Genomic DNA, 24,457 nt, shown 5'->3' on the forward strand with positions numbered 1-24,457 from the left:
TGTCAAAAAGTTTCAGGTAGATATATGTTTCAGTATAAATGTTAATTGTTTAGCTTACTTAAATCATAGTCAATTACAATAGGCTAAATAGAGTGTAGATAGATAATATGTAATCGTTTTCAATAATTAATTGCATTTTATTTGTTTTATTTTATTTTTATTCCAATTAATTATTTTAAACCTCCTATCTAGTAGATTACCGATCTTTAATTTGCACTATTGTCATCATAAAATACAAAAATTATACTCAAACACATATTTACCTGAAACTTTTTAACAAAAATTAATTTAACATTAAATGTAATCGATTTCATAAAATGTTATCTAGATCACTTTTTCAAAATTATTTTAGTGCTATTATCGCCTCAACAAATAACTTACCTGTTCATATACATACAGAAGTTTTTTTAAATGATTGTGTGGTCATTTAAAGCCTAACAAAGGAAGTTCATTATGAATCAAAAAATAAAGTCATCACTAAGTAATAAGAATTATTGGGTATTCAGTCTCTACTTCTTTCTGTACTTTTTTATTATGGGAGCATACTGCCCTTTTTTTCCTGTTTGGCTAAAAATGAATGGGCTTGATGAGGCAAATACTGGGGACGTTTTTTCATTTATTTCACTATTTGCGCTTTTTTTTCAACCCTTGTTCGGGTTAATTTCTGATAAACTAGGATTAAAAAAACATCTTCTTTGGGTTATCACACTTCTTCTTGTACTATTTGGTCCATTTTTTATCTTCGTTTTAGGGCCATTACTTAAATTAAATGTCACCTTGGGCGCAATTGTTGGTGGATTTTATCTTGGTATGGTATTTAGTGGGGGGCACCAGCTATTGAAGCACTTGTCGAAAAAATAAGTCGACGTAGTGGTTTTGAATTTGGTCGCTGTCGCATGTTTGGCTGTTTTGGTTGGGCTATATGTGCTTCGTTTGTTGGAATTATGATTTCTAAAGATGTCAATGCCGTTTTTTGGTTATGTTCTGGATTTGCATTGATTCTTTTAATTTTAGTTAAAATCGCCGATCCTGCAAAAACCACAACGACTGAAGTTGTTGAGCAAATGGGATTAAATAAACCAAAGCCATTCAATCTAAAACTTGCCCTTGATTTACTTAGTATGCGTAAAACATGGTTTTTCATGCTTTACATTGTTGGGGGTTGCTTGTACTTATGATGTATTTGATCAACAATTTGCAAACTTTTTCACCTCATTTTTTACTAACGAACAAGTGGGTCGTGAAGCTTTCGGCTATGTAACTACGCTTGGTGAATTTTTAAATGCCACTGTGATGTTTTTTGCTCCTCTGATTGTAATGAAATTAGGCAGTAAAAATACATTACTCATTGCTAGTGCTATCATGTCCATTCGTATTACTGGCTCAGCATTTGCCAGCACAGCTGTTGAAGTGGTGATATTAAAAACGCTACATATGTTCGAAGCACCTTTATTACTTGTCGGTGCATTTAAATATATTACTAAACACTTCCCTATTCACTTATCAGCAACTGTTTACTTAATTGCATTTTGTTTTGCAAAACAATTATCTATCATGTTTATGTCCACTTTTGCGGGGTTAATGTATGTTAAAATAGGTTTCGAAGGAGCATATTTAATCCTTGGCTTGATCGCATTTAGTTTTACGCTTATTTCATCCTTTACATTATCAGGGCGTGGACCATGGGATCTTTGGAAACATAACAACAGTGAAGAGTCTGAAAATTAGCAGACACTCACTATAACTATTATTAAACTAGATGAAGGTTTTATTATGAATAATATTAGTAACTGGTGGTTGTGGATATATAGGAAGTCACACATGTGTTCAACTAATTAAATCTGGCTACACACCAATTATTATTGATAATTTGTTTAACAGTAAAGCATCAGTACTAGATAGAATACAAAAAATTACTGGGCAATCCGTCATTTTTTATCAAGGCGATGTATGCGATGAAAAACTATTAACTAAGATTTTTTCAGAACATGACATTAAAGCGGTGATCCATTTTGCTGGTTTAAAAGCAGTCGGTGAATCAGTCCACAAACCGCTAGAATATTATGAAAACAATGTCTACGGCAGTATCGTACTTATGAAAGCAATGCGAGCTGCTGGCGTTAAACAGTTAGTATTTAGTTCGTCGGCCACTGTCTATGGCGAATTAGCCCCTGTTCCTTATGTTGAAACATTACCACAAGGTTTACCTACTAGTCCGTATGGAAAAAGTAAATTAATGGTTGAGCAATGTATTATGGACTTAGCCTTTGCTGAGCCCGATTGGTCACTAACTTTACTACGTTATTTTAATCCTGTTGGAGCCCATCCAAGTGGATTAATGGGCGAAGACCCACTTGGTGTTCCTAATAATCTTATGCCTTATATTACCCAAGTTGCTGTAGGCAAAAGAGAGTCATTAGCTGTTTTTGGTAATGATTATCCAACAATAGATGGGACTTGCGTTCGTGATTTTATACATGTTGTTGATTTGGCCGATGGGCATATCGCTGCACTCAAAACCGATCAAAACAAAGCTGGTGTGCATATTTACAATTTAGGATCAGGTGTTGGTTATAGCGTATTACAAGTCATTAAAGCTTTTGAAAAAGCATCAGGAAAACCTCTTAATTGGCACTTTGCCCCAAGACGAGCAGGTGATTTACCAGCATTCTGGGCTGATGCTAATAAAGCTGAGCAAATATTAGGTTGGAAAACCAAACTCACGCTTGATGACATGGTAAAAGATTCATGGAATTGGCAATCAAATAACCCTCAAGGCTATCCTGATTAATAATACATTTTATAAAACATACAAAATTAACAGAAGAGGCAAAAATGGATATTTTTAACCCAGTTGACCATCCTCATCGTCGTTACAACCCATTGACCAATCAATGGGTACTTGTTTCACCACATAGGGCAAAACGCCCATGGCAAGGACAACAAGAAGTATTAAACGAAGAGCAAAAACCAAGTTATGATCCAACTTGCTTTTTGTGTCCAGGAAATAAACGGGTAACAGGAGATATCAACCCCAATATAAGGGACCATTTGTTTTTACTAATGATTTTGCAGCATTAATGGAAAATACTCCAGAATCACCAAAAAACGCCGATCCATTATTCTAAATGCAAAGCGCAAAAGGTACTAGTCGAGTTATCTGTTTTTCACCCGATCACAGTAAAACATTACCTGAACTTGATTTACCTGCAATTGAAGGAGTAATTAAAACTTGGATAGAACAACAGCAGGAGTTGGGCGAAAACTATCCTTGGATACAAGTATTTGAAAACAAAGGATCAGCAATGGGGTGCTCTAACCCTCATCCGCATGGACAAGTTTGGGCAAATAGCTTTTTACCGAATGAAATTGCGCGCGAAGATCTAAATATGCATAATTACTTTGAAAAATATCATCGCAATTTATTGGTTGATTATGCTAAAAAGGAACTTATTAATCGTGAACGAATCGTTGTAGAAACTAAGTATTGGCTTGCCGCTGTTCCTTTTTGGGCAATATGGCCATTTGAAACATTATTATTACCAAAAATTCACATCCCACAATTAACCCAATTAAATGACGAACAACAAAGTGATTTAGCTATTGCGCTCAAAAAATTAACGAGTCGCTATGATAATTTATTTCATTGTTCTTTCCCATACTCTATGGGCTGGCACGGTGCGCCATTTATGCAAGATAAAAATGATTATTGGCAAGTACATGCACATTTTTATCCCCCTTTATTACGTTCCGCTACAGTAAAAAAATTTATGGTAGGTTACGAAATGTTAGCCGAAGTACAACGTGATTTAACCCCAGAGCAAGCAGCTGAAAGATTACGTAACGTTAGTGATGTGCATTATAAAGACAAAAAGGATAAATAGATGAACGCATTAATCAAAGTAACTACACAAGCATTTGAATCTAAATTTGATTATAAACCCGATATACTTATACAAGCCCCTAGTCGTGTAAATTTGATTGGCGAGCATACCGATTATAATGATGGTTTTGTTTTACCTTGTGCTATCGATTATCAAACGATAATAAGTTGTCACAAACGTTCAGATAATCTTGTTCGAGTTATTGCGGTTGATTATGATAATCAACAAGATGAATTTTCTTTAGATTCTCCTATTGAAAAACATCTGGATTATATGTGGGCTAACTACATACGTGGGGTGGTAAAGCACTTAAAAAAATATGCAAATAATATCCATGGCGTCGATTTTGCTATTAGTGGAAACGTTCCTCAAAGAGCAGGACTAAGTTCATCAGCATCTCTAGAGGTTGCGGTAGCTAAAATGTTCCAAGTTCTTTACAACTTAGCTTTAGATGGCACCAAGTTAGCCTTAATTGGTCAAGAGGCCGAAAACCAATTTGTTGGTTGCAATTGTGGCATTATGGATCAACTAATATCTGCCCTTGGAAAAAGCCAACATGCATTATTAATTGACTGTCGTTCATTAGAAGTTAAACCAGTCTCAATTCCTAAAGATTTTGCTGTAGTTATCATCAATTCAAATATCAAACGAGGATTAGTTGATAGTGAATATAATACTCGACGTAAACAGTGTGAAGCAGCACAAGCCCTTGGGGTAAAAGCCTTAAGAGACGCGTCCTTAACTGAATTACAACATATTGAAAACACGCTCGATCCAATTGTCTTTAAACGAACTCATCATGTAATCACTGAAAATGAGCGCACACTAAAGGCAGCACAAGCTCTTACAGATGGTGATTATAAATTATTATCAAAACTCATGGCACAGAGTCACAATTCAATGCGTGATGATTTTGAAATTACAGTCCCCGCTATTGATTATCTAGTTGAAATAATTCACGGTGTAATTGGTGAACAAGGCGGTGTTCGCATGACAGGCGGTGGCTTTGGTGGTTGTGTTGTGGCAATAGTACCAAAAGATAAAGTTGATGCTGTTAAAACCGTTGTTAGCGATAGTTATGCTAAAAAATTTGGTATTAAAGAAGATTTTTATGTCTGTAAACCAAGTGAAGGAGCACACGCGATATGCCTATAACGCAAATTATTGAACTGTCCAATAAACAAGGAATGCGAATAAAACTTTCAAACTGGGGAGCTACATGACTTTCCTGTGAATTGCCCGTTAATGGACAGACTCGTGAAGTGCTACTCGGCTGTCGCTCACTTGAACAATACCAACAGCAGGATGCCTATTTAGGTGCTACAATAGGCCGATATGCTAACCGTATTGCCAATGCTACTATTAATATTGACAATAAACAATATTATCTCACTGCGAATCAAGGTGTAAATCAATTACACGGCGGAAAATTAGGCTTCGATAAACAATTATGGTTAATTCAATCTTGCTCCGATCAGCAAGTGACCTTCCTTTTGATTTCACCTGATGGTGATCAGGGGTTTCCTTGTGAGCTGAATGTAACAGTAACGTATAAACTCACCGATGACAATCAAGTAATTATCTTGTTTAATGCAACTACAACAAAAACTTCGCCAGTGAATTTGACTAATCATGCTTACTTTAATCTAGATGGTGAAATAAGCAAGAATATACTTAATCACAGATTAAAAGTAAATGCTAACTATTAGTTAGCCAGTTAATGCCAATGGTATCCCTAATAAGAGCTTAGCTAGTGTTGCCATGCACGATATGGATTTACGTCAACCAAAACTTTTATCGGAAAAACTGCTTGAAAGCGCAGAAAGGCAAATAACTGGTGGTTATGATCATGCTTATTTATTAGATAAAACCAAAGCGATAGCCGCTCAACTCATTTCATCTGATAAAAAAGTAACAATGAATGTTACTACAACCAAACCGTCATTACAGATTTATACAGGTAACTTTTTACAACATACACCAAACCGGCATAATGGTGAATATGGAAATTTTGCTGGCATAGCATTAGAAAGCCAATTTTTACCAGACAGCCCTAATCATCCTGACTGGCCACAACCAAGCTGCTTTTTACAACCAGAACAAATATATGAACATTACACTGCTTACCAATTTTTTATAAATCAATAAGTTGTTTGACTTAATTATTGCTGTATATTAATAATATCTAGCTTTTTCATATTTACATTACTAGAAATCTAACAAATTGAGCAAAAGAATTTTGCATGGTTAAACTAACAATCCTAAGTAAAATTAGGTATGATACAGTCATCATACCTAATGGATAATATTAAATATGAAAAGCAAAAGTTTAACTGCTATTTTCCCGGGTACTTTTGATCCCATTACTAATGGTCATATTGATCTTGTTACACGAGCTTCGTTACTGTTTCCTCGATTAATTGTTGCTATTGCCGAAAATCCTAATAAAAAAACACTCTTTAATCTAGAAGAACGCGTGAATTTAGCATCAACAGCAGTTGAACATTTACTCAATGTCGAAGTTATTGGCTTTGACAATTTAATGGCTAATTTTGCACAAACCCATAATGCCACAGTTATCGTTCGAGGCGTTCGTACAACACACGATTTTGAATACGAAAGGCAACTTGCCGAAATGAATCGTGCATTAAAATCTGATTTAGACACTATCTTTTTAATGCCATCAATTGCAATGGGATTTATTTCATCGACAATAGTAAAAGATGTTGCCTACCATGGCGGTGATATAACAAATTTAGTACCACTACATGTCAAAACAGCTTTATTAAAACGCTTAACATAAATAAAAACGTCTATGGTTAATTTTTACACTCCACAAAGAAAAAAGTTCACACCACAAAAATTGACAGTAACTATTTCATCTTTAGATGCTTTTGGGCAAGGCGTGACCAATCATAAAGGTAAAACAATTTTTGTAAAATCAGCCTTGCCTGATGAAACCGTTGATATTGAGTTAACTGAAAATAAGAAAAATTACGCTAAAGCTAAAGTCATTAGATATCATAATCAAAGCAAATACCGCGTTAAACCTTTATGTGAATATTATCAACAATGTGGAGGTTGTGAGCTACAACATATTGCACCACAGATGCAACAACAAGCAAAATATGATGCGTTGATAAATCTATTACAAAAAGAGACAGGACAACCTTTAACAAATATCGTTAAAAATTCACCGCAAATTATTGCCGATCAATCTTACCATTATCGTCGACGTGCAAGACTTTCAATTAATATCGTTAAAGGCCAATTAGCAATTGGATTTCGCCAAGCAGAATCCAATCAAATAATCAATATCAAACATTGTCCGATATTAGTTGACGAATTAGATTCATTGCTAGCGCCATTACAAAGCATGCTCAATAACATAAAACAGAAAAAAGTACTGGGTCACGTTGAACTAATTTCGGTCGATAGTGGTATTATTCTTGTTTTAAGGCACACTATGCCTCTAAGCAATCATGATGTTAACCTATTAAAAGAATTTGCCGAAAATAACAATATTTCACTTTATTTTCACGGCGATGATTTAATACATATTGCCGGTAATACTGAGCATTTTTATTTAATTAATCATTTAAAATTAACATTCAGCCCTCTAGATTTTATTCAGGTAAATTGTAAAATTAATCAAAAGATGATCGAACAGGCGCTTAACTGGCTAACTTTACAACCAACAGATCGGGTTTTAGATCTGTTTTGCGGAATGGGCAATTTTTCGTTACCTATAGCAAAATTAAGTAAAACTGTAACGGGAGTTGAAGGTGTTGATACCTTGGTTGAAAAAGCAAAATTCAACGCTATATTAAATAATACTGAGATTTGTGCGGAAACTAATTTTTTAACCAGCAATTTAGATGATACTCAACAATTTTCGATATGGAGTCAATCACAATATAATTATAATAAAGTATTATTAGATCCAGCAAGAGCAGGAGCGTTTAATGCAACAATAGAAATTGCAAAATTAGCACCATCAAAAATTGTTTATATATCGTGTAATCCTGCTACACTAGCTCGAGATAGTAAACAACTTATCGATGCAGGATATCAAATTGCTCAAATTGCTATTTTAGATATGTTTCCGCAAACCAAACACATTGAATCAATGTTGTTGCTAATAAAATCAGGAACATAAGTTATGGTATCTATTAGAGGCGCACACCAACATAGTGAAGAACACTATTCCCTTGCTCAATTTGATGTAGAACAATGGGTAAAACAAGAATTGTTATTAACTAATCCTGCATCTTATAAGAAGTTTAGAGAAGTTTGGGACTTTTGTTTTGAAAACAGCGCAGGTGCATCAGAGCAAATTTTCTGTTTCCAAAATGCGATAGAAATGGTCGAAATTCTATCGACACTTAATATGGATATTAATAGTTTATGTGCGGCTTTATTGCTTCCTTTTGTTGATAGCAAAATTATTCGCCGAGAAGATATTCCAGAAGATTTTGATCGTGAAATTTCTCATATTATTTCTAGTATTGTTAGGATGAAAGAAATTCGCCAATTACGAGCAATTCGTAACGGCAGTGCTACTTCCGAACAAATTGATAGTATTCGCCGAATGCTACTAGCGATGGTAAATGACTTCAGAAGTGTAGTGATTAAATTGGCAGAACGCATTACCTACTTACGTAATTTAATCAATGCACCTCAAGAAGAACAGGTCCTTGCAGCTAAAGAATGTTTTAACATCTATGCGCCTTTAGCCAACCGTTTAGGCATAGGTCAATTAAAATGGGAGCTAGAAGATTTCTGCTTCCGCTATTTACATCCAGATGAATATCGATTAATAGCAAAAAAATTGCAAGAAAAACGATTAGATCGTGAACTGTACATCAAACAATTTGTAAGCCATTTACAAGATTTGATGAATCAAGATCATATTCGAGCTGAGGTATACGGTCGTCCTAAACATATTTATAGTATATGGCGAAAAATGGAGCGTAAACACCTTCAATTCGAAGATTTATATGATATTCGTGCTGTGCGCATTATCTGCGATCGTATTGAAGATTGTTATAATGCATTAGGTATTGTCCACAGCCATTATAAACATATCGCAAAAGAATTTGACGATTATGTAGCAAATCCTAAACCAAATGGTTATCAATCGATCCATACTGTTGTTTATGGTCCACAAGATAAAGCAATCGAAATTCAAATTCGTACTGAAAAAATGCACAATGAGGCTGAACTAGGTATTGCTGCACATTGGAAATATAAAGAAGGCAGTACCGACAAAATGACAGCTTATGATCAACGAATTTCTTGGTTGCGTAAATTATTAACATGGCAACAAGAAATGTCGGAAAGTGGTGAAATACAAGAAGCCGTTCGTAGCCAAATTTTTGATGACCGAGTTTATGTTTTTACGCCTAAAGGTGATGTTGTTGACTTGCCTGCTAGGTCAACTCCACTTGATTTTGCTTATCATATACATAGCGATGTGGGTCACCGCTGTATTGGAGCCAAAGTAGGCGGGCGAATTGTACCATTTACCTATAATTTAAAAATGGGCGATCAAGTTGAAGTCATTACCCAAAAACAGCCAAATCCTAGTCGAGATTGGCTAAATCCGAATACAGGATTCGTTAATAGTAGTCGTGCCAGAGCTAAAATTCAAGCCTGGTTTAAAAAGCAAGATCGCGATAAAAATATCGCCGCAGGTGAGCAAATTTTACAAAGTGAACTTGAACCTTTAAACATTAGTATAAAAAGTGTCGAAAAAATCTTAATTAATAAATATAACGCTCATTCATTTGACGAGGTATTAGCAGGTATTGGTAGTGGTGATGTAAGGATTAATCAATTAGTTAATTTTATCAATGCACAATTTAATAAACCAACTGCTGAAGAGGAAGATGAAGCAGCATTAAAACAGATTGCCCAAAAAACGAATATACAATCTAAAAATACTAATAAATTCAACAACAAAAAAGGCAGTGAAATTATTATTGAGGGTGTGGGTAACTTAATGTATACCATTGCAAACTGTTGCCGCCCTATTCCTGGCGATCTAATTGTGGGGTTTGTAACTCATGGGCGAGGTATTTCAATTCACCGAGCTGATTGTGAGCAATTGCAAGACCTTAAAAATCATGCGCCTGAACGTATTACTCACGCTGTTTGGAACAACAATACCCAATCAAGTTATACCATGGTGATAAAGATTGTTGCCAACGATCGAAGTGGTTTATTGCGAGATATCACCACGATTTTAGCTAATGAAAAGGTTAATGTTCTTGGTTTAATGAGCCGTTCAGATATGAAGCAACAATTAGCCACTATCGACGTAGATATGGAAATTTTTGATCAAGATTCGTTAAATCGAGTGCTCAATAAAATAAAACAACTACCCGATGTTATTAAAGCTAAACGTTTTCAAGGTTAATTAACATGTTAAATTGCCACTTTTTTAGTGGCAATTAAGTTTAATATTTATTGCTTTCTCTCTAAAATTTCAAACTGATATGAATAGCTATTTTTATCGTCAGGTTGGTGTCCTTCTTGATAAATAACTTGCCATTGCTCAGGTGAATAATCAGGGAAATGGGTATCCCCCTGTAGTTCCGCATCTATGTGCGTTAAATAAAGTCGATTTGCTAACGGTAAAGTCTGCTTATAAATATTACCACCACCAATAATAAATGCCTCATCAACATTCTGTTCTTGGGCTAACACTATGGCGGCATCAATTGATTGAACCCAGCTTACATTTTGAGTTGAATTACATTCACTTGGTGCTTGCTTTGAAATAATAATATTATGACGATTTGGTAGTGGACGACCAATAGACTCAAATGTCTTCCTTCCCATAATAACGGGTTTATTAAGTGTATTTTTTTTAAACCATGCCAAATCTGCAGGTAAATGCCAAGGCATTTGATTATTTAAGCCAATTACACGATTATCGGCCATGGCTACAATAATACTTAATATCATATCCGTTCCTTTACACATACCCTAAAGATTTTATTCGCTGATTGACATGCTCAGGAAAGATAGTTTGACTCCAAAGTCGTTCGCTTAAAGAAAGTAACGACTCTTTTTGTCCAGCAACGATCCAATTAGACAATTCTGTAGCAACATCAGGGTATATTATTGGTTTTGGTGAAGGTAAATCTAACCAATACTTAAGTTTGATACAGTTTAAACTTTCCATAACCGTTGCCATATCAAGAGATCGTAAACATTGAGCATTATAAATTTGTTCAAATTGACCTGCCACAGGCTTAGTAAGAATCTTTTTACCAAGCGTTAATGCTTCAGAAATCAATGCAAAGCCCGTATTTGAAATAATGCCAGAGCAATTGACTAAAGCTTGCGTAAAACTATCACGACTAAGAGGTTGAAAATTAATATTACCTCGTTGCGATTCTTGCTTTATATCTGGGTGAAAACAGATAAATTGATGATCTTGAAATTGTTTTAACATACCAATGATTTCATCTATACCTTCAAACGGCAAATAAACCACAATGCTGCCATCTTCTGTTGGTGTGTCATTAAATGAATCAATCATCGGTGGCAATAACTTATGCCCAAAATGAAACCAATGCAAACCAATAGGCTTAGTAACTGGCGCATAATATTTCATAATTACATTGGCAACTAACCCATATTCTTTAGGTTTAAGATATTGGCATACGGCCTGATTACTTATACCTAAACAGTCACGTTGCTGATGATGTGCGGCCCAAGCAGTGACTGGCTCAAAATCACTAATAATACAATCATACTTTGATAAATCGAGTTCCCGCACGTCTTTAATCAGCCTGAAAGCGCGAATTCGTTGTATGGTTTTACGAAAATTAATTTTACCATTTAGTGTTGCAAAGGTGACACCTCGATAAGTCTTATAATCACCAAAAACTTGCATATCAAAATAGTCTTTAGGGTCACGTCCACTAAAAATATAATCAACATCAGCTCCAGCTTTTTTTAATGCTTTAGCTAAAGTTCTACAACGACTGACATGGCCATTTCCTGTTCCTTGAACACCAAAAAGAATCTTCATATCAATATTATTTGCCAATTATTATTGATAAATATCATACCAGAACACGTCATAATTATCTTATTTTTTTACACATTAACTTAAAATTTTAGTATTTTTAATATATTAATAGACAAGTCGACAAATCAATACAATTAAATTAAACTAGTTATATCAAGGTGATATTTAAACTTTAAGTAGGGCTATTATTTATTTTACAAAAAATAGCGAGATATCAAGATGCCTATAACACCCAAAAATAAACCAATTTGCCTGATAATTGTATTAGCATCAATACTATTTTGGTTTAGTTATTCTTCATGGCATTTATCTAACTTACTATTATCACCAACTTTAACTTGTCATTCTGCTCATTCCACATCTGAATTAACACCTAAACACGAATCTATTTCTAACGAGCCAGTTTTGGTTTTGCGAAAAAACACAATCATATCATCTTGTGCTTTGTTTCATCAGTGTTTAACCTGTAATATTTTAAATTCTCATTTTCCTACAAAACTTTATATTTCGTCTAGCAGTGAACGATATCTGCCCATTAAGCCTATTCTACAATATAACGAATTTATTCCAGAGTTAAGACCGCCGCAAGCTGTTTAATTGATTTATGTAAATAAAAGCAGTAAGTAACACAACACGTAATAACTGAATTATATTGATATTTGTTTTATCAGTATAACCAGCAGGTTATTGTTAAACTTAACTATTTTTGAGGAACATCATGAAACGCCGAAATTTTTTGATAAATATTACCACAGCTATCGGTGGATTGGTCGCAACTAAAGCTATAGCCCAAATGGGGCACAATAATATGCATGACACAATGTGTGATACTCATTCTGATGAATGTCAAAAGGGGGATAATATGCACCAACACATGAATATGGACATGAATCACAATCAAATGCCGCAAAAACTTTTATCGACTTCAGCACTACCACAAGGAATGGATCTACCAACTTTGACCAACTTAAAAAATGAGAGCAAGCAAAAAGGTATTTTTGAAGCAACATTACATATAAAACCAACCAAAATTGCATTAACGCCAGATTTAACCACGGAATTTTGGACCTATAATGGAATGATACCTGGTCCGAAAATTGAAGTATTTGAAGAAGACCATGTTAAAATCACTGTAAAAAATGAACTTACTCAATCAACGACAATTCATTGGCACGGCTTGCTCATTCCATCTGATCAAGACGGCAACCCACAAAACGAAATTCCAGCAGGAGGCAGTCGAACTTATGAGTTTACCATTCCTAAAGATACGGCTGGCACTTATTGGTATCATCCTCACGGACACAATACAGTAGCAGAACAAGTTTATCGAGGTTTAGCTGGTACATTTATTGTTCGTAGCAAACACGATCCACTTGCATCGTTCCCTGAACAAAATTGGTTCTTTTCTGACTTAAAATTAACCGACAAAGGCCAAATTGCTGATAATTCAATGGTTGATTGGATGAATGGACGCGAAGGCCAATTTGTATTGATAAATGGCAGTTACCGCCCAAAAATCAAAATAGATTCAGCCACACATATCCGAGTATGGAATTCGTGTTCAGGTCGATATCTCAATCTTTCTATCCCTAACTGCGATGTTTTTTTAGTTGGCACTGATGGTGGACTATTAGCTAAACCCTATCTGCTTACCAAACCCTTATTATTAACTCCGGCTGAACGTGCTGAATTAGTCATAATACCAAAACAAACTGGTACTGTATATTTACAATCAATCGGTTATGATCGCAATAAAATGGGCAATGTACCACCAGAACAAGATATAATATTAGGTGAGTTAACACTGACTAAATCCGATCCAATCACCTTACCAAACACATTAAACCAACTACCTAATATGGGGCCTGTTGTCGTCCATAAATTACTGGAATATACCGAAGTGATGGATATGAAAGAGCCGCGTGGTGGTGTGTTATTTTTAATTAATGGTAAACGTCATGACATGTCGCGAATTGATCTAAAAAGCAAAATTCACGATATTGAAGAATGGACAATATTCAATAATTCCCATATGGATCACAATTTCCACATCCATGGCGCACAATTTATTGTACAATCGCACGAGTTAAATGGTAAAAAAACTCAGCCTGATTATATTGCCTTAAAAGATACCATTAATTTGCGACCACACGAAAAACTTACCATCAAAATACAGCAAAATCTTCCTGGGCTTCGCATGTATCACTGTCACATTATTGAACATGAAACAACTGGCATGATGGGGCAATTAATGGTGGAATAATATTTCTTCCTTTATTCCTTTCCTTGATTCAATTTTTAGTATGGTTGGATTAAGGGAAGTTAAATTAACAAAAACTCGCTTATCATTACCGAAAAAAAGCGAGTTTTTATAAACCTATCATCTTATTAAAATTCCTTTTATTAAATTATTCCCCTTGTAATAAGGGTTTTTTCTTTTGCTAAAAAATGCTAAAATGCACAGATTATGATCGTCATTAACTATTGGCAAAAACTCCGCAAACGATTGATTATTAAAACCGCTTTGTCGCACTTATTATTAGGTGTGATTGCTGCTGGGTTTGGTTTATGTCAAAACGAAGCGCTTCCATCGGAATCTGATGTTTCGCACAGTGGAATTATTGCTATTACATCCATTGTACAAGATCACAGAGAAACAGCACAAAGAAAGTCACAAACACTAGCATGTTCCCAAAAACAGCATACTGTAGTACTTTTAATAATGCCTAATTATGATGATCTTTCCCCTAGCAAGGCAATCCGACTATCCCCTTACAACGGCATACGAGCTGGACCAAAAACTACCTCTTAGAATTTACACACAAATAAAACTAATTTTTATTCAAGGCAAAAGCCTTAAAATCCGTATTAAAAAACAAGAGAAAAGTTATGTTATTAAAATTATTGACAAAAGTATTTGGTAGCCGCAATGAGCGCGTATTAAAAAGTATGCGTAAACGAGTTGAAAAAATTAATGCACTTGAACCAGACATGGAAGCATTAACTGATGATGAACTAAAAGCAAAAACTACAGAATTTAAAGACAGGATTGCCTCTGGAACCCAATTAGATGATATTTTGGAAGAAGCTTTCGCAGTGGTACGTGAAGCGAGTAAACGTGTATTTGGCATGCGTCATTTTGATGTGCAGTTAATCGGTGGTATGGTATTAAATGAACGTTGCATTGCTGAAATGCGTACGGGTGAAGGTAAAACTTTAACAGCGACATTACCTGCCTACTTGAATGCACTAACAGGTAAAGGTGTACACGTTGTTACGGTTAATGATTACTTAGCGCAGCGAGACGCTGAAAATAATCGTCCTTTATTCGAATTTTTGGGCTTAACTGTAGGGATTAACCTGCCAAATATGCCCGCACACATAAAACGTGAGGCTTACAACGCAGATATCACCTATGGTACCAATAATGAATATGGTTTCGACTACCTACGCGATAATATGGTATTTACCAAAGATGCTCGTGTACAACGTCCATTACATTACGCCTTAGTCGATGAAGTTGACTCAATTTTAATTGATGAAGCAAGAACACCTCTGATTATTTCAGGTCAAGCGGAAGATAGTTCCGACAGATATATTAGCGTTGATAAAATCATTCCTTACTTAACCCGTCAAGAAAAAGAAGACTCTGACCAGTTCCAAGGTGATGGTGACTTCTCAATTGATGAAAAATCACGCCAAGTTAACTTAACAGAACGAGGCTTAGTTAAAGTTGAAGAATTACTGATAAAACAAGGTATCATGAAAGGTGATGAGTCACTTTATGCGCCAAGCAATATCGTATTGATGCATCACGTTAATGCAGCCCTACGCGCTCACCACCTATTCCATCGCGACGTTGATTATATTGTCAGAGATAACGAAATTATCATCGTTGACGAACATACTGGAAGAACAATGGATGGTCGACGTTGGTCTGATGGTTTACATCAAGCTGTTGAAGCAAAAGAGCACGTTAAAATCCAAAATGAGAACCAAACACTGGCTTCAATTACTTTCCAAAACTATTTCCGTTTATATGAAAAACTAGCGGGCATGACAGGTACTGCTGACACTGAAGCATTTGAGTTTAATCAAATTTATGGTTTAGATACGATTGTTATTCCAACTAATCGCCCAATGCAACGAAAAGATCAATCCGACCTTGTCTATATGACCGAAAAGGAAAAGATAAATGCGATTGTATCTGATGTACAAGAATGTGTAAAACGCGGTCAACCTGTTTTAGTCGGAACAGCATCAATCGAAAAATCAGAATTAGTTTCACAAGCATTTAAAAAAGCAGGTATCAAACATAATGTCCTAAATGCTAAATTCCATGCTCAAGAAGCAGAAATCATTGCTAATGCAGGGAGTAAAGGTGCAGTTACTATTGCAACCAACATGGCTGGTCGTGGTACTGATATTATGCTCGGTGGTAACTGGCAAAATGATATAGCAAAAATTGAAAATCCAACACAAGAAGACATCGAAAAAGCGAAACAAGCTTGGCAAACAAAACACGAAGAAGTGATTGAGTTAGGTGGACTTTATATTTTAGGTACTGAACGTCACGAGTCACGCCGTATCGACAACCAACTACGAGGTCGTGCAGGACGTCAAGGTGACCCTGGCGCTTCACGCTTTTATCTATCACTGGAAGATCCATTGATGAGAATTTTCGCCTCTGATCGTATGGGGAATATGATGCGTAAATTGGGTATGAAAGAAGGTGAAGCTATTGAACACCCATGGGTCACAAAAGCCATTGCCAATGCTCAAAAGAAAGTTGAAAGTCGCAACTTTGATATTCGTAAACAACTTCTTGAATATGATGATGTCGCCAACGATCAACGTAAAGTAATTTACCGAGAACGAAACGGCTTACTTGATAATACCGATATAAAAGATACCATTGATTCAATTCGAGGTGATGTATTTAACACTCTAATTGACCAATACATTCCACCACAATCAATTGAAGATATGTGGAATATACCAGGTCTTGAAACTGCACTAAAAACAGACTTTGATTTGGATTTACCGGTCGCAAAATGGCTAGATGAAGAGCAAAATCTGCACGAAGAAACATTGCGTGAACGAATCTTACAAATTGCTCAAGACAAATATTTAGAAAAAGAAAATATGGCTGGAGCTGAAGCATTTAGACATTTCGAGAAAAGTGTTATGTTACAAACACTTGATACGCTTTGGAAAGAACATTTAGCAGCTATGGATTATTTACGCCAAGGTATTCATTTGCGCGGCTATGCACAAAAAGATCCAAAACAGGAATATAAACGTGAGTCGTTTAATATGTTTGCTAACATGCTAGAATCATTAAAATATGATGTTATTGGTATTTTGAGTCGCGTACAAATTCGCTCACAAGAAGAAGTTGACGAAGCTGAACGCCAACGCCTAGCAGAAATGGAAAAACTAATGGCTAAACAACAAGCTAACCATGATTCGGTAGCAAGTATAAATGGCGAAAATGAAGAACTATCAGCAGGCACTTCTTCGCAACCAATAGTACGAACTCAAGCCAAAGTTGGTCGTAATGATCCATGCCCTTGTGGTTCAGGTAAAAAATATAAACATTGCCATGGTGCTGTTCAGTAAAGAAAAAATTTAGTATCATCAAATAAAGTTGATAATTAAATCGTCGATTAGGATCGACAATAGGTTGAAAGGGAAAGTTACAACTTTCCCTAATTTTACTCATAGGCAAATAGAATTATGAATAAACATATTGAAATTGCTGTAGGTATTATTCGTTCACAAAATTGTCAAATATTTATCACCCAACGCGGAGAAGACTCTCATCTTGCTGGTTTTTGGGAGTTTCCTGGTGGAAAAATCGAGACCGGAGAAACGCCATATCAAACATTACAACGCGAAATTGCTGAAGAAGTTGACATCCATATCCACCAAGCCCAATTTTTAGATACCTTTAACCACAATTATGATGATCGCGATATCACAATTCATGCGTATTTAGTTGAAGAGTGGGATGGAGTCCCTTTTGCTAAAGAAGGCCAACCAAGTCGTTGGGTTGACCAAGAAGATCTGAATGCCGACGAATTCCCTGACGCCAATCGACCGATCATCGAAATGCTTAAAAACTTAGATAAACAAATATAACTTAGTTATTACAATTTAGCTTGTTCGCAAGTTTATTTTATTTTATTTTATTTAACTTAAATTAGTTTCTTGTATGATTTTAGAGCTATTATATTTAGTTCATAAAACAGCTGTACGCTGTTTCCCCGCGCCGAGAATAACACAATGCTAAAGCAAAAATTTACTATCACAAAGCTTTGATCTTATTTTAACTAATAATCCATTTAGCAATGGCTAAATACATACTCAATAAACTCGGATTTAGGTCTATTTGCTGTAATAACAAAACGAATAATCAGAAGGGGTTGCATATAAAAAAACCTGCCATAAGCAGGTTTTATAAATTCAGAAATTGGCTCCTCCAACAGGACTTGAACCTGTGACATACGGATTAACAGTCCGCCGTTCTACCGACTGAACTATGGAGGAACACTTAACGGGATGAATATTAACTATATATAACGCTAATGTCAATCTCTAAAACAGCAAATAGAATTAACTGCTCAGCTTGTAATCAAATTAATCTGTAGATATGCTAAGATAATTAAATATATTATTAACAGGTAAAATAGCATTTATGAAAAAAAATATTTGTATTTTTTGCGGAGCAAACGAAGGAAGCCAATTAGAATATCGTACACAAGCAGAACAATTAGGCAAAACTTTAGCAGAACAAAATCGACGGCTAATTTATGGTGGTGGTAATAAAGGTTTAATGGGGATTATTGCTAATACAGTACTTGCGCACGGCGGTGAGGTGATTGGTATTATTCCTGAACGTTTAGTCAAAGCCGAAACTGCACACCACGGTATTACGCGCTTAGAGGTGGTGGATAATATGCATCAACGTAAAGCAAGACTGTCTGAGCTTGCTGATGGTTTTGTTGCAATGCCCGGCGGAACAGGTACGCTAGAGGAAGTTTTTGAAGTTTGGACAGCAATGCAAATAGGTTATCATGAAAAGCCCGTTGCATTATTTAATGTGTTAGAATTTTGGCAACCAATGCTTAATTTTTTGCAACATGCAGTTAATGAAGGTTTTGTTCGAGATAGTTTTTATAAAACATTAATTGTTTCGGAAGATCATCGAACTATACTACAACAAATGGATCATTTTATCCCTAAAGATTTACAGCGCTGGGTAAAAAAATAGCTTAAATGTCATATTATATAAAAACGCCATCACTTGATGGCGCTTTTATTTATATGTTTAAAATTACGCAGCAGTTACAGATTCTGACTCTGGTTGTTTAATAAATGCATATGCTACACCAGCAATAACGGCACCAACAACAATAGACAATAAGTAGCCAACTACTGGTTTAACAACACCTGGAATTGCTAAAGCAAATAAACCACCATGCGGCGTCATTAATGTTGAACCGAAGGCTAACGCCATACCACCAGTAATAGCACCACCAACAATACAACATGGGATAACACGTAATGGATCGCGCGCAGCAAATGGAATTGCTCCTTCTGAAATAAAGCATAAGCCTAATACCAATGAAGCCTTACCACTTTCTTGTTCAGTTTTAGCAAATTTTTTGCGCGCAATCAATGTCGCAATTCCCATTGCTAAAGGTGGAACCATGCCCCCAGCCATAACCGCTGCCATTGGGGCATAAACTTGCGCTGAAATTAAACCTGTACCAAATGCATAGGCAACCTTATTTATTGGTCCACCCATATCAGTACACATCATGCCACCTAATATAGCGCCCAATATAACGGCATTGGCCGTACCCATTGAATTTAACCATACTGTTACAACGTTCATTAACCACGCAATAGGCGTACCAACAATAAATTGCATCACAAGACCGGTAATAAGCGTTGCAAATAGTGGTACGATTAATATTGGTTTCAATGCCTCTAGACTTTTTGGTAATGGTAAATATTTAGTGATTAATAGTGCTAGATAACCTGCAAAATAACCAATAATAATTCCACCTAAAAAGCCAGCGCCCGTCGAAACTGCTAGTAAACCGCCAACAAGTCCTGGTGCAAGACCGGGTCTGTCAGCAATGGAATAAGCAATATAACCTGAAAGCAGTGGCACCATAAGTGAGAAAGCAAGACCACCGATTTCAGCTAAGTGCGATTCTCCAATTAATTTTTGTACTCCATCAACCATTTCAAATGAACCAAAAGCGAATGAAAGCGCAATAATCAAACCACCTGCAACCACCATTGGTAACATATAAGATACACCTGTTAGAAGGTGCTGATAAATACCTTTTTTCTCGTTGCTTGATTTAGCGGTTGAAGTATTTGATGACGGTTGATATACGGTTGCTTCTTCAAATGCTTTATCAAATTCTTGTGCTGTTTTTTTCAGAGCTGGACCTGTTTTGGTGCGATAAAGTTTTTTACCTGCAAATTTACTCAAATCAACATCAATATCACAAGCCGCAATTACAACATCGGCTGAAGCCACTTCTTCTGGTGTTAATTCATTACCGACACCAACTGAGCCACGTGTTTCAACCTTACACCACCATCCACGTTTTTTGGCTTCCTCTTCAATCGCTTCTGCTGCCATAAAGGTGTGAGCAACACCTGTTGGGCATGCGGTTACCGCAACAATACGTTTTACACTGGTATTATTGCTTGGTGAAGACATAGCTTCGGCTGTTTGTTGATAAACACTCGCTTTACTTTGCGCATCTGTTAAAATCTGTTTTGGGTTAGCAAAAATTTGATTTAAATCATCAACGGCATAAACCTTTTTACCAACAACTGCTTTATCACTGATAGTTCCAGAGCCTACTGCAACTATAACATCAGCCGATGTTGCATTATCAACCAGATTTAGATTTAATTCGTTTGCGGCTAAAGCTAATTCCGCTTTAGCCAAACGTCCATTTACTGGGCCTGTATTACTACCTTCAATAATATATATATTCATGAATACTCCTATTCAGAAATTATTTCAATTTTTTCTAGCATATTATTTACAGCTTGGCAATCAGATATACCAACACCAGCTTGCCCAACTGATAAAGCTGCAACACTTGATGCAAAGACTAAAGTATCTTTAATTGAACGATTAGTCATTAAGCCATACATCAACCCGGCGACCATTGAATCACCGGCACCAACAGTACTAACTACATGACATTTTGGTGGTTTTGCAAGCCATGCTTCATTTTTAGTTACCCACAAAGCTCCTTTACTTCCTAACGAGATCACTACATTTTCAATGCCGTCGTTAACTAACTCCATAGCAGCTGCTTTAACATCTTCTAATGTTGGTAATTTGCGACCTACCCACATTTCTAGCTCTTTGTCATTGGGTTTAATTAACCATGGTTTTGCTTTTAATCCTGCAACTAATGCATCTCGGCTACTATCAAATACGATCTTTGGACAAATCGCTTTAACTTGTTCCATCCACTTAGTAAATTTATCAAGTGATACTCCAGCAGGTAAACTACCGCTGATAGCCACCATGTCAATATCTTTTAGCCATTCAAGAGAATTTGTAACAAAACGTTGCCAATCTTGCTCGCTAATCGTGAAGCCTGAAAAATTAAGGTCAGTCACTTCACTATTTTCCTCAGTTAATTTAACATTAATGCGAGTACGACCTTCAATTGTTTCAAATTGATCAATCACATTTAATGATTTGAATAATAAGTTAAAACCATCACGATTTTCTTTACCTAAAAAACCGCCAATAGTTAATTGAACATCTAAATCCGACAAAACTTTAGCAACGTTGATACCTTTGCCAGCAGCAAGTAATGCATTGGTTTGGACTAAATTAACATCACCAAGCTCAACTTTGGGACAAAAACCCAAAAGATCATAAGCTGGGTTTAAAGTTATTGTTGCGACACGATAAGTCATTATTCAGTCCCCTCACCTAAACCATCCCCAATTGCTTTACCAATAGCATCAAGCGCCTGAGTAGCATCTTCACCTACTGCAGTAAATCGTAATCGGCTACCTTTTTTAGCGCCTAGCGCAACAATTTTCATTAAACTCGTTGCACTTACTGGTTCACCTTTACCATCTAAATTAGCGACAGTAACCTTACAATTAAACTCTTTAACTAATTTTACTAGTACTGATGATGGGCGTGTATGTAAGCCATTTTCGTTTGGAATAATAAATTCACGACTTAATGATTCATTATTCGATTCAGCCACAGTCGACTCATTTGAAGATGTCGATTGGATTTCTGACTTATTAGATTCTATTGTCGCAGAACCAGATAAAAGAAGGCTGATAAGATCACCTGTATTTGCTGATAATAGTAATTGTAATTTTTGGTTAAAAACTAAAGTTGCAATATTATTTACAATATCAGAAATAGAATCATCAACTGCTGATATGGTGATGAGTAACTTAACAGGCTTACCATCTTCATTAATATTACTGATGGTGCGACTAATCGCCATAGCATTTTTTAAATTACCTTGTTTGCTATCATTTAACCAAACTCCATCACCTAAATATGTAGGTTTATTGTCCAACACATCGGCAATAAAACTTGAATTTACAGCATTTTGCTGTTTTAGACGTGATGCATTTAATGCTTGTAAAGTTGCTAAACTATCAGCAGGAATATCCAATAATAATGCAGATTCATTTATAGAAAATTGGCTATCTTCAGAACTTGTTTTACCAGTTAAAATAGCAATTGCTTCGTCGGCTGACTGAATTTTTTTAATTCGCTCCTCTACCCCTTCAGCTCCAAGTACGTGAGTTAGTTGACGGAGTAATTCTAAATGCTCATCAGAGCTTGCTGCAATACCAATTGCAAGATAGGCCTTTTCACCATCATCCCCCCATTGAACACCATTAGGAAAACAAAATACTTGTACCCCTGTTTTTTTGACTAAATGGCGAGTTTTAGTAGTTCCATGGGGAATAGCAAGGCCTATACCCAGATATGTGGCTGCTTGTGCTTCTCGTTCTAGCATTCCATCGACATAACCATCTTCAACAAATCCTGCATTGGTTAATGCCGTAGCAATTTTTTTTATCGCTTCAGTTTTATTGGTAGCTTGTTCATTTAAATGAATATTTTCTTTAACTAAATGAAACATATAATAAATACCTCTGGGTTAATAATGTTGGGTCGACTAAAATGACTTAGAAAATACAAATCCTTTAATCAATTGAATCGTTTCAGCAATAATGAATAAATAAACATTAATTATCAAATAAATTATGTCTATTAATAAGTAATTTGTGATCTGGATCTTATTTTTTAATTTGAACTGTTTTAAAATTAACATATTTTTTATGCCTATTAATACCTTAACGGCTTAAGCTACCTCGATAGATCAATCGTCTTGGAATTATTGTTGTGCCCGATTGGTAATTATTGTTATGCAGATAGTTTAAAAACAGTTTTATTGTTACATCGGCAACTTCTTTATGATCTTGTGAAAGTGATATAACTTTACATGGTAAAAAATCTAACAATTCATTATCTCCAAAGGTAGCAATAGTTAAACTCTCGGGTAAGTGCCCAAATTTTCTTAAAATTGCATCAATGCTCCCCTGTAATAAAGAAAAAGAGGTAGTAAATATGCCATTAGGCAATTCATGACTTTCTAGCCATTGACTAAAGGCTAAATCAGCATCTCGTCGACTATAGTTATTTGCATATAAAAAATCAACTTTATTACAATTGTCAAGTTTGATATCTTTAAAACCATCTAAACGAAGTTGACTAACAGATAAGTTTGGTAAGGCTCCTATATAAACCACTGAATCTTGTACAAAGTTATTAAATGCTTGAGCAAGTGATTTAGAATCTTGTTTATCTGCACCTACAATATTTCTAAATTTAGAGATGGATAATATTCGATCAAGTGCAAATAATGGAATCTTTTCGTTTTGCCAGTCATCATAAAAAAAATAATCTTGAGCAAAAACAAACGAAGAAGAAACAATTAAGGCATCTACGCGACGCTGCTGAAGGTGTTTGACACACTCTCTTTCGACTTGTGGATTATCTTCGGAACATGCAATTAGTAATTGATATCCTTCCTTTCTTACCAATTGTTCTAAATAATTAGCTATGCGAGTGTAACTGTTGTTTTCTAAATCAGGAATAATAATGCCTATAGTCCGGGTTTTACCTGCTCTAAGCCCCGCTGCTACCGCATTGGGTTGGTAATTATGTTTTTTCACCACCGACATAACTTTTTCGACTGTTTTATCACTAACGCGGTACTTTTTGGCTTTTCCATTGATCACATAACTGGCCGTCGTCCTTGATACACCAGCTAAAAGTGCTATTTCCTGTAATTTCATTATAATTATCTCAACAAAAATATTGCCAATTATTTAACATGGTTAGAAATAAATAGTAAACAATAATTTTTATTTACTTAATTAAACAATTGTAACTTTTTACTATTAAGATTAATTAATTTCC

General features: G+C 35.5%; 17 protein-coding genes, 1 tRNA gene and 3 pseudogenes. 14 read left to right on the forward strand and 7 right to left on the reverse strand.

What is annotated here, in order from left to right; genetic code table 11:
* Nucleotides 1–453 precede the first annotated feature (453 nt).
* The 8 genes and pseudogenes from ACGH80_RS06845 (at nucleotide 454) to relA (ending at nucleotide 10,305) form a co-directional block, all read left to right on the forward strand.
* A pseudogene (locus ACGH80_RS06845) lies at nucleotides 454–1,728 on the forward strand (MFS transporter).
* Nucleotides 1,729–1,777: 49 nt separating this feature from the next.
* A complete protein-coding gene (galE, locus tag ACGH80_RS06850; protein WP_174798708.1) occupies nucleotides 1,778–2,791 on the forward strand; it encodes a UDP-glucose 4-epimerase GalE in 1,014 nt (337 codons plus the stop codon).
* A gap of 103 nt (nucleotides 2,792–2,894) precedes the next feature.
* Nucleotides 2,895–3,884, forward strand: a pseudogene (gene galT, locus ACGH80_RS06855) (galactose-1-phosphate uridylyltransferase); the annotation flags it as partial.
* Nucleotides 3,885–5,039 (forward strand): galactokinase, encoded by a 1,155-nt coding sequence (gene galK / locus ACGH80_RS06860; RefSeq protein ID WP_174798677.1) that lies wholly within the window; start codon nucleotides 3,885–3,887, stop codon nucleotides 5,037–5,039. It abuts the pseudogene before it with no gap.
* 80 nt (nucleotides 5,040–5,119) lie between these two features.
* Nucleotides 5,120–6,032: pseudogene (galM, locus tag ACGH80_RS06865) on the forward strand (galactose-1-epimerase).
* 166 nt (nucleotides 6,033–6,198) lie between these two features.
* Entirely contained in the window at nucleotides 6,199–6,687 is a 489-nt protein-coding gene (coaD, locus tag ACGH80_RS06870; RefSeq protein ID WP_174798678.1) for a pantetheine-phosphate adenylyltransferase, read from the forward strand.
* Between the two features lie 12 nt (nucleotides 6,688–6,699).
* Nucleotides 6,700–8,043 (forward strand): 23S rRNA (uracil(1939)-C(5))-methyltransferase RlmD, encoded by a 1,344-nt coding sequence (gene rlmD / locus ACGH80_RS06875; RefSeq protein ID WP_174798679.1) that lies wholly within the window; start codon nucleotides 6,700–6,702, stop codon nucleotides 8,041–8,043.
* A gap of 3 nt (nucleotides 8,044–8,046) precedes the next feature.
* Entirely contained in the window at nucleotides 8,047–10,305 is a 2,259-nt protein-coding gene (gene relA, locus ACGH80_RS06880) for a GTP diphosphokinase (RefSeq protein WP_174798680.1), read from the forward strand.
* Nucleotides 10,306–10,352: 47 nt separating this feature from the next.
* Here the strand turns inward: relA and folA are convergent, their stop codons facing one another.
* Together folA and ACGH80_RS06890 are read right to left on the reverse strand one after the other, a co-directional pair.
* Complete coding sequence (gene folA / locus ACGH80_RS06885; protein WP_174798681.1) at nucleotides 10,353–10,856, reverse strand: type 3 dihydrofolate reductase; 504 nt, start codon at nucleotides 10,854–10,856, stop codon at nucleotides 10,353–10,355.
* Nucleotides 10,857–10,866: 10 nt separating this feature from the next.
* A complete protein-coding gene (locus tag ACGH80_RS06890) occupies nucleotides 10,867–11,931 on the reverse strand; it encodes an MJ1255/VC2487 family glycosyltransferase (RefSeq protein ID WP_174798682.1) in 1,065 nt (354 codons plus the stop codon).
* A gap of 219 nt (nucleotides 11,932–12,150) precedes the next feature.
* Between ACGH80_RS06890 and ACGH80_RS06895 the strand changes: the two genes are divergently transcribed.
* From ACGH80_RS06895 to mutT, 5 genes are all read left to right on the forward strand, one after another.
* Nucleotides 12,151–12,528, forward strand: coding sequence for a hypothetical protein (locus ACGH80_RS06895; RefSeq protein ID WP_174798683.1), 378 nt, complete (start codon nucleotides 12,151–12,153; stop codon nucleotides 12,526–12,528).
* Nucleotides 12,529–12,649: 121 nt separating this feature from the next.
* Complete coding sequence (locus tag ACGH80_RS06900; RefSeq protein WP_174798684.1) at nucleotides 12,650–14,194, forward strand: multicopper oxidase family protein; 1,545 nt, start codon at nucleotides 12,650–12,652, stop codon at nucleotides 14,192–14,194.
* A 204-nt stretch (nucleotides 14,195–14,398) separates the two neighbouring features.
* Nucleotides 14,399–14,743 carry a hypothetical protein gene (locus tag ACGH80_RS06905; RefSeq protein ID WP_085164302.1) on the forward strand — a complete coding sequence of 115 codons (345 nt, stop codon included), beginning with the start codon at nucleotides 14,399–14,401 and terminating at the stop codon, nucleotides 14,741–14,743.
* A gap of 77 nt (nucleotides 14,744–14,820) precedes the next feature.
* Nucleotides 14,821–17,553, forward strand: a complete 2,733-nt coding sequence (gene secA, locus ACGH80_RS06910; protein WP_174798685.1) for a preprotein translocase subunit SecA — start codon at nucleotides 14,821–14,823, stop codon at nucleotides 17,551–17,553.
* Nucleotides 17,554–17,670: 117 nt separating this feature from the next.
* Nucleotides 17,671–18,075, forward strand: a complete 405-nt coding sequence (gene mutT, locus ACGH80_RS06915; RefSeq protein ID WP_065608733.1) for an 8-oxo-dGTP diphosphatase MutT — start codon at nucleotides 17,671–17,673, stop codon at nucleotides 18,073–18,075.
* A 332-nt stretch (nucleotides 18,076–18,407) separates the two neighbouring features.
* Here the strand turns inward: mutT and ACGH80_RS06920 are convergent.
* Nucleotides 18,408–18,483, reverse strand: a tRNA-Asn gene (locus tag ACGH80_RS06920).
* Nucleotides 18,484–18,631: 148 nt separating this feature from the next.
* Between ACGH80_RS06920 and ACGH80_RS06925 the strand changes: the two genes are divergently transcribed.
* Nucleotides 18,632–19,207: a TIGR00730 family Rossman fold protein gene (locus tag ACGH80_RS06925; protein WP_174798686.1), complete on the forward strand. Its 576-nt coding sequence runs from the start codon at nucleotides 18,632–18,634 to the stop codon at nucleotides 19,205–19,207.
* Between the two features lie 63 nt (nucleotides 19,208–19,270).
* Here ACGH80_RS06925 and fruA read toward each other — a convergent pair whose 3' ends face one another.
* The 4 genes from fruA to cra all read right to left on the reverse strand — a co-directional run bounded on the left by fruA (nucleotide 19,271) and on the right by cra (nucleotide 24,333).
* Entirely contained in the window at nucleotides 19,271–20,965 is a 1,695-nt protein-coding gene (gene fruA, locus ACGH80_RS06930) for a PTS fructose transporter subunit IIBC (protein WP_174798687.1), read from the reverse strand.
* Nucleotides 20,966–20,973: 8 nt separating this feature from the next.
* Entirely contained in the window at nucleotides 20,974–21,909 is a 936-nt protein-coding gene (gene fruK, locus ACGH80_RS06935; protein WP_411591699.1) for a 1-phosphofructokinase, read from the reverse strand.
* Nucleotides 21,909–23,114 (reverse strand): fused PTS fructose transporter subunit IIA/HPr protein, encoded by a 1,206-nt coding sequence (fruB, locus tag ACGH80_RS06940; RefSeq protein ID WP_085164314.1) that lies wholly within the window; start codon nucleotides 23,112–23,114, stop codon nucleotides 21,909–21,911. The genes fruK and fruB overlap by 1 nt, the downstream gene beginning before the upstream one ends.
* Before the next feature lie 214 nt (nucleotides 23,115–23,328).
* Nucleotides 23,329–24,333 carry a catabolite repressor/activator gene (cra, locus tag ACGH80_RS06945; RefSeq protein WP_174798689.1) on the reverse strand — a complete coding sequence of 335 codons (1,005 nt, stop codon included), beginning with the start codon at nucleotides 24,331–24,333 and terminating at the stop codon, nucleotides 23,329–23,331.
* Nucleotides 24,334–24,457 lie beyond the last annotated feature (124 nt).

The organism is Gilliamella sp. BG1 (assembly GCF_046635625.1).
In the GTDB taxonomy this organism is placed as follows: Bacteria; Pseudomonadota; Gammaproteobacteria; order Enterobacterales; family Orbaceae; genus Gilliamella; species Gilliamella bombi.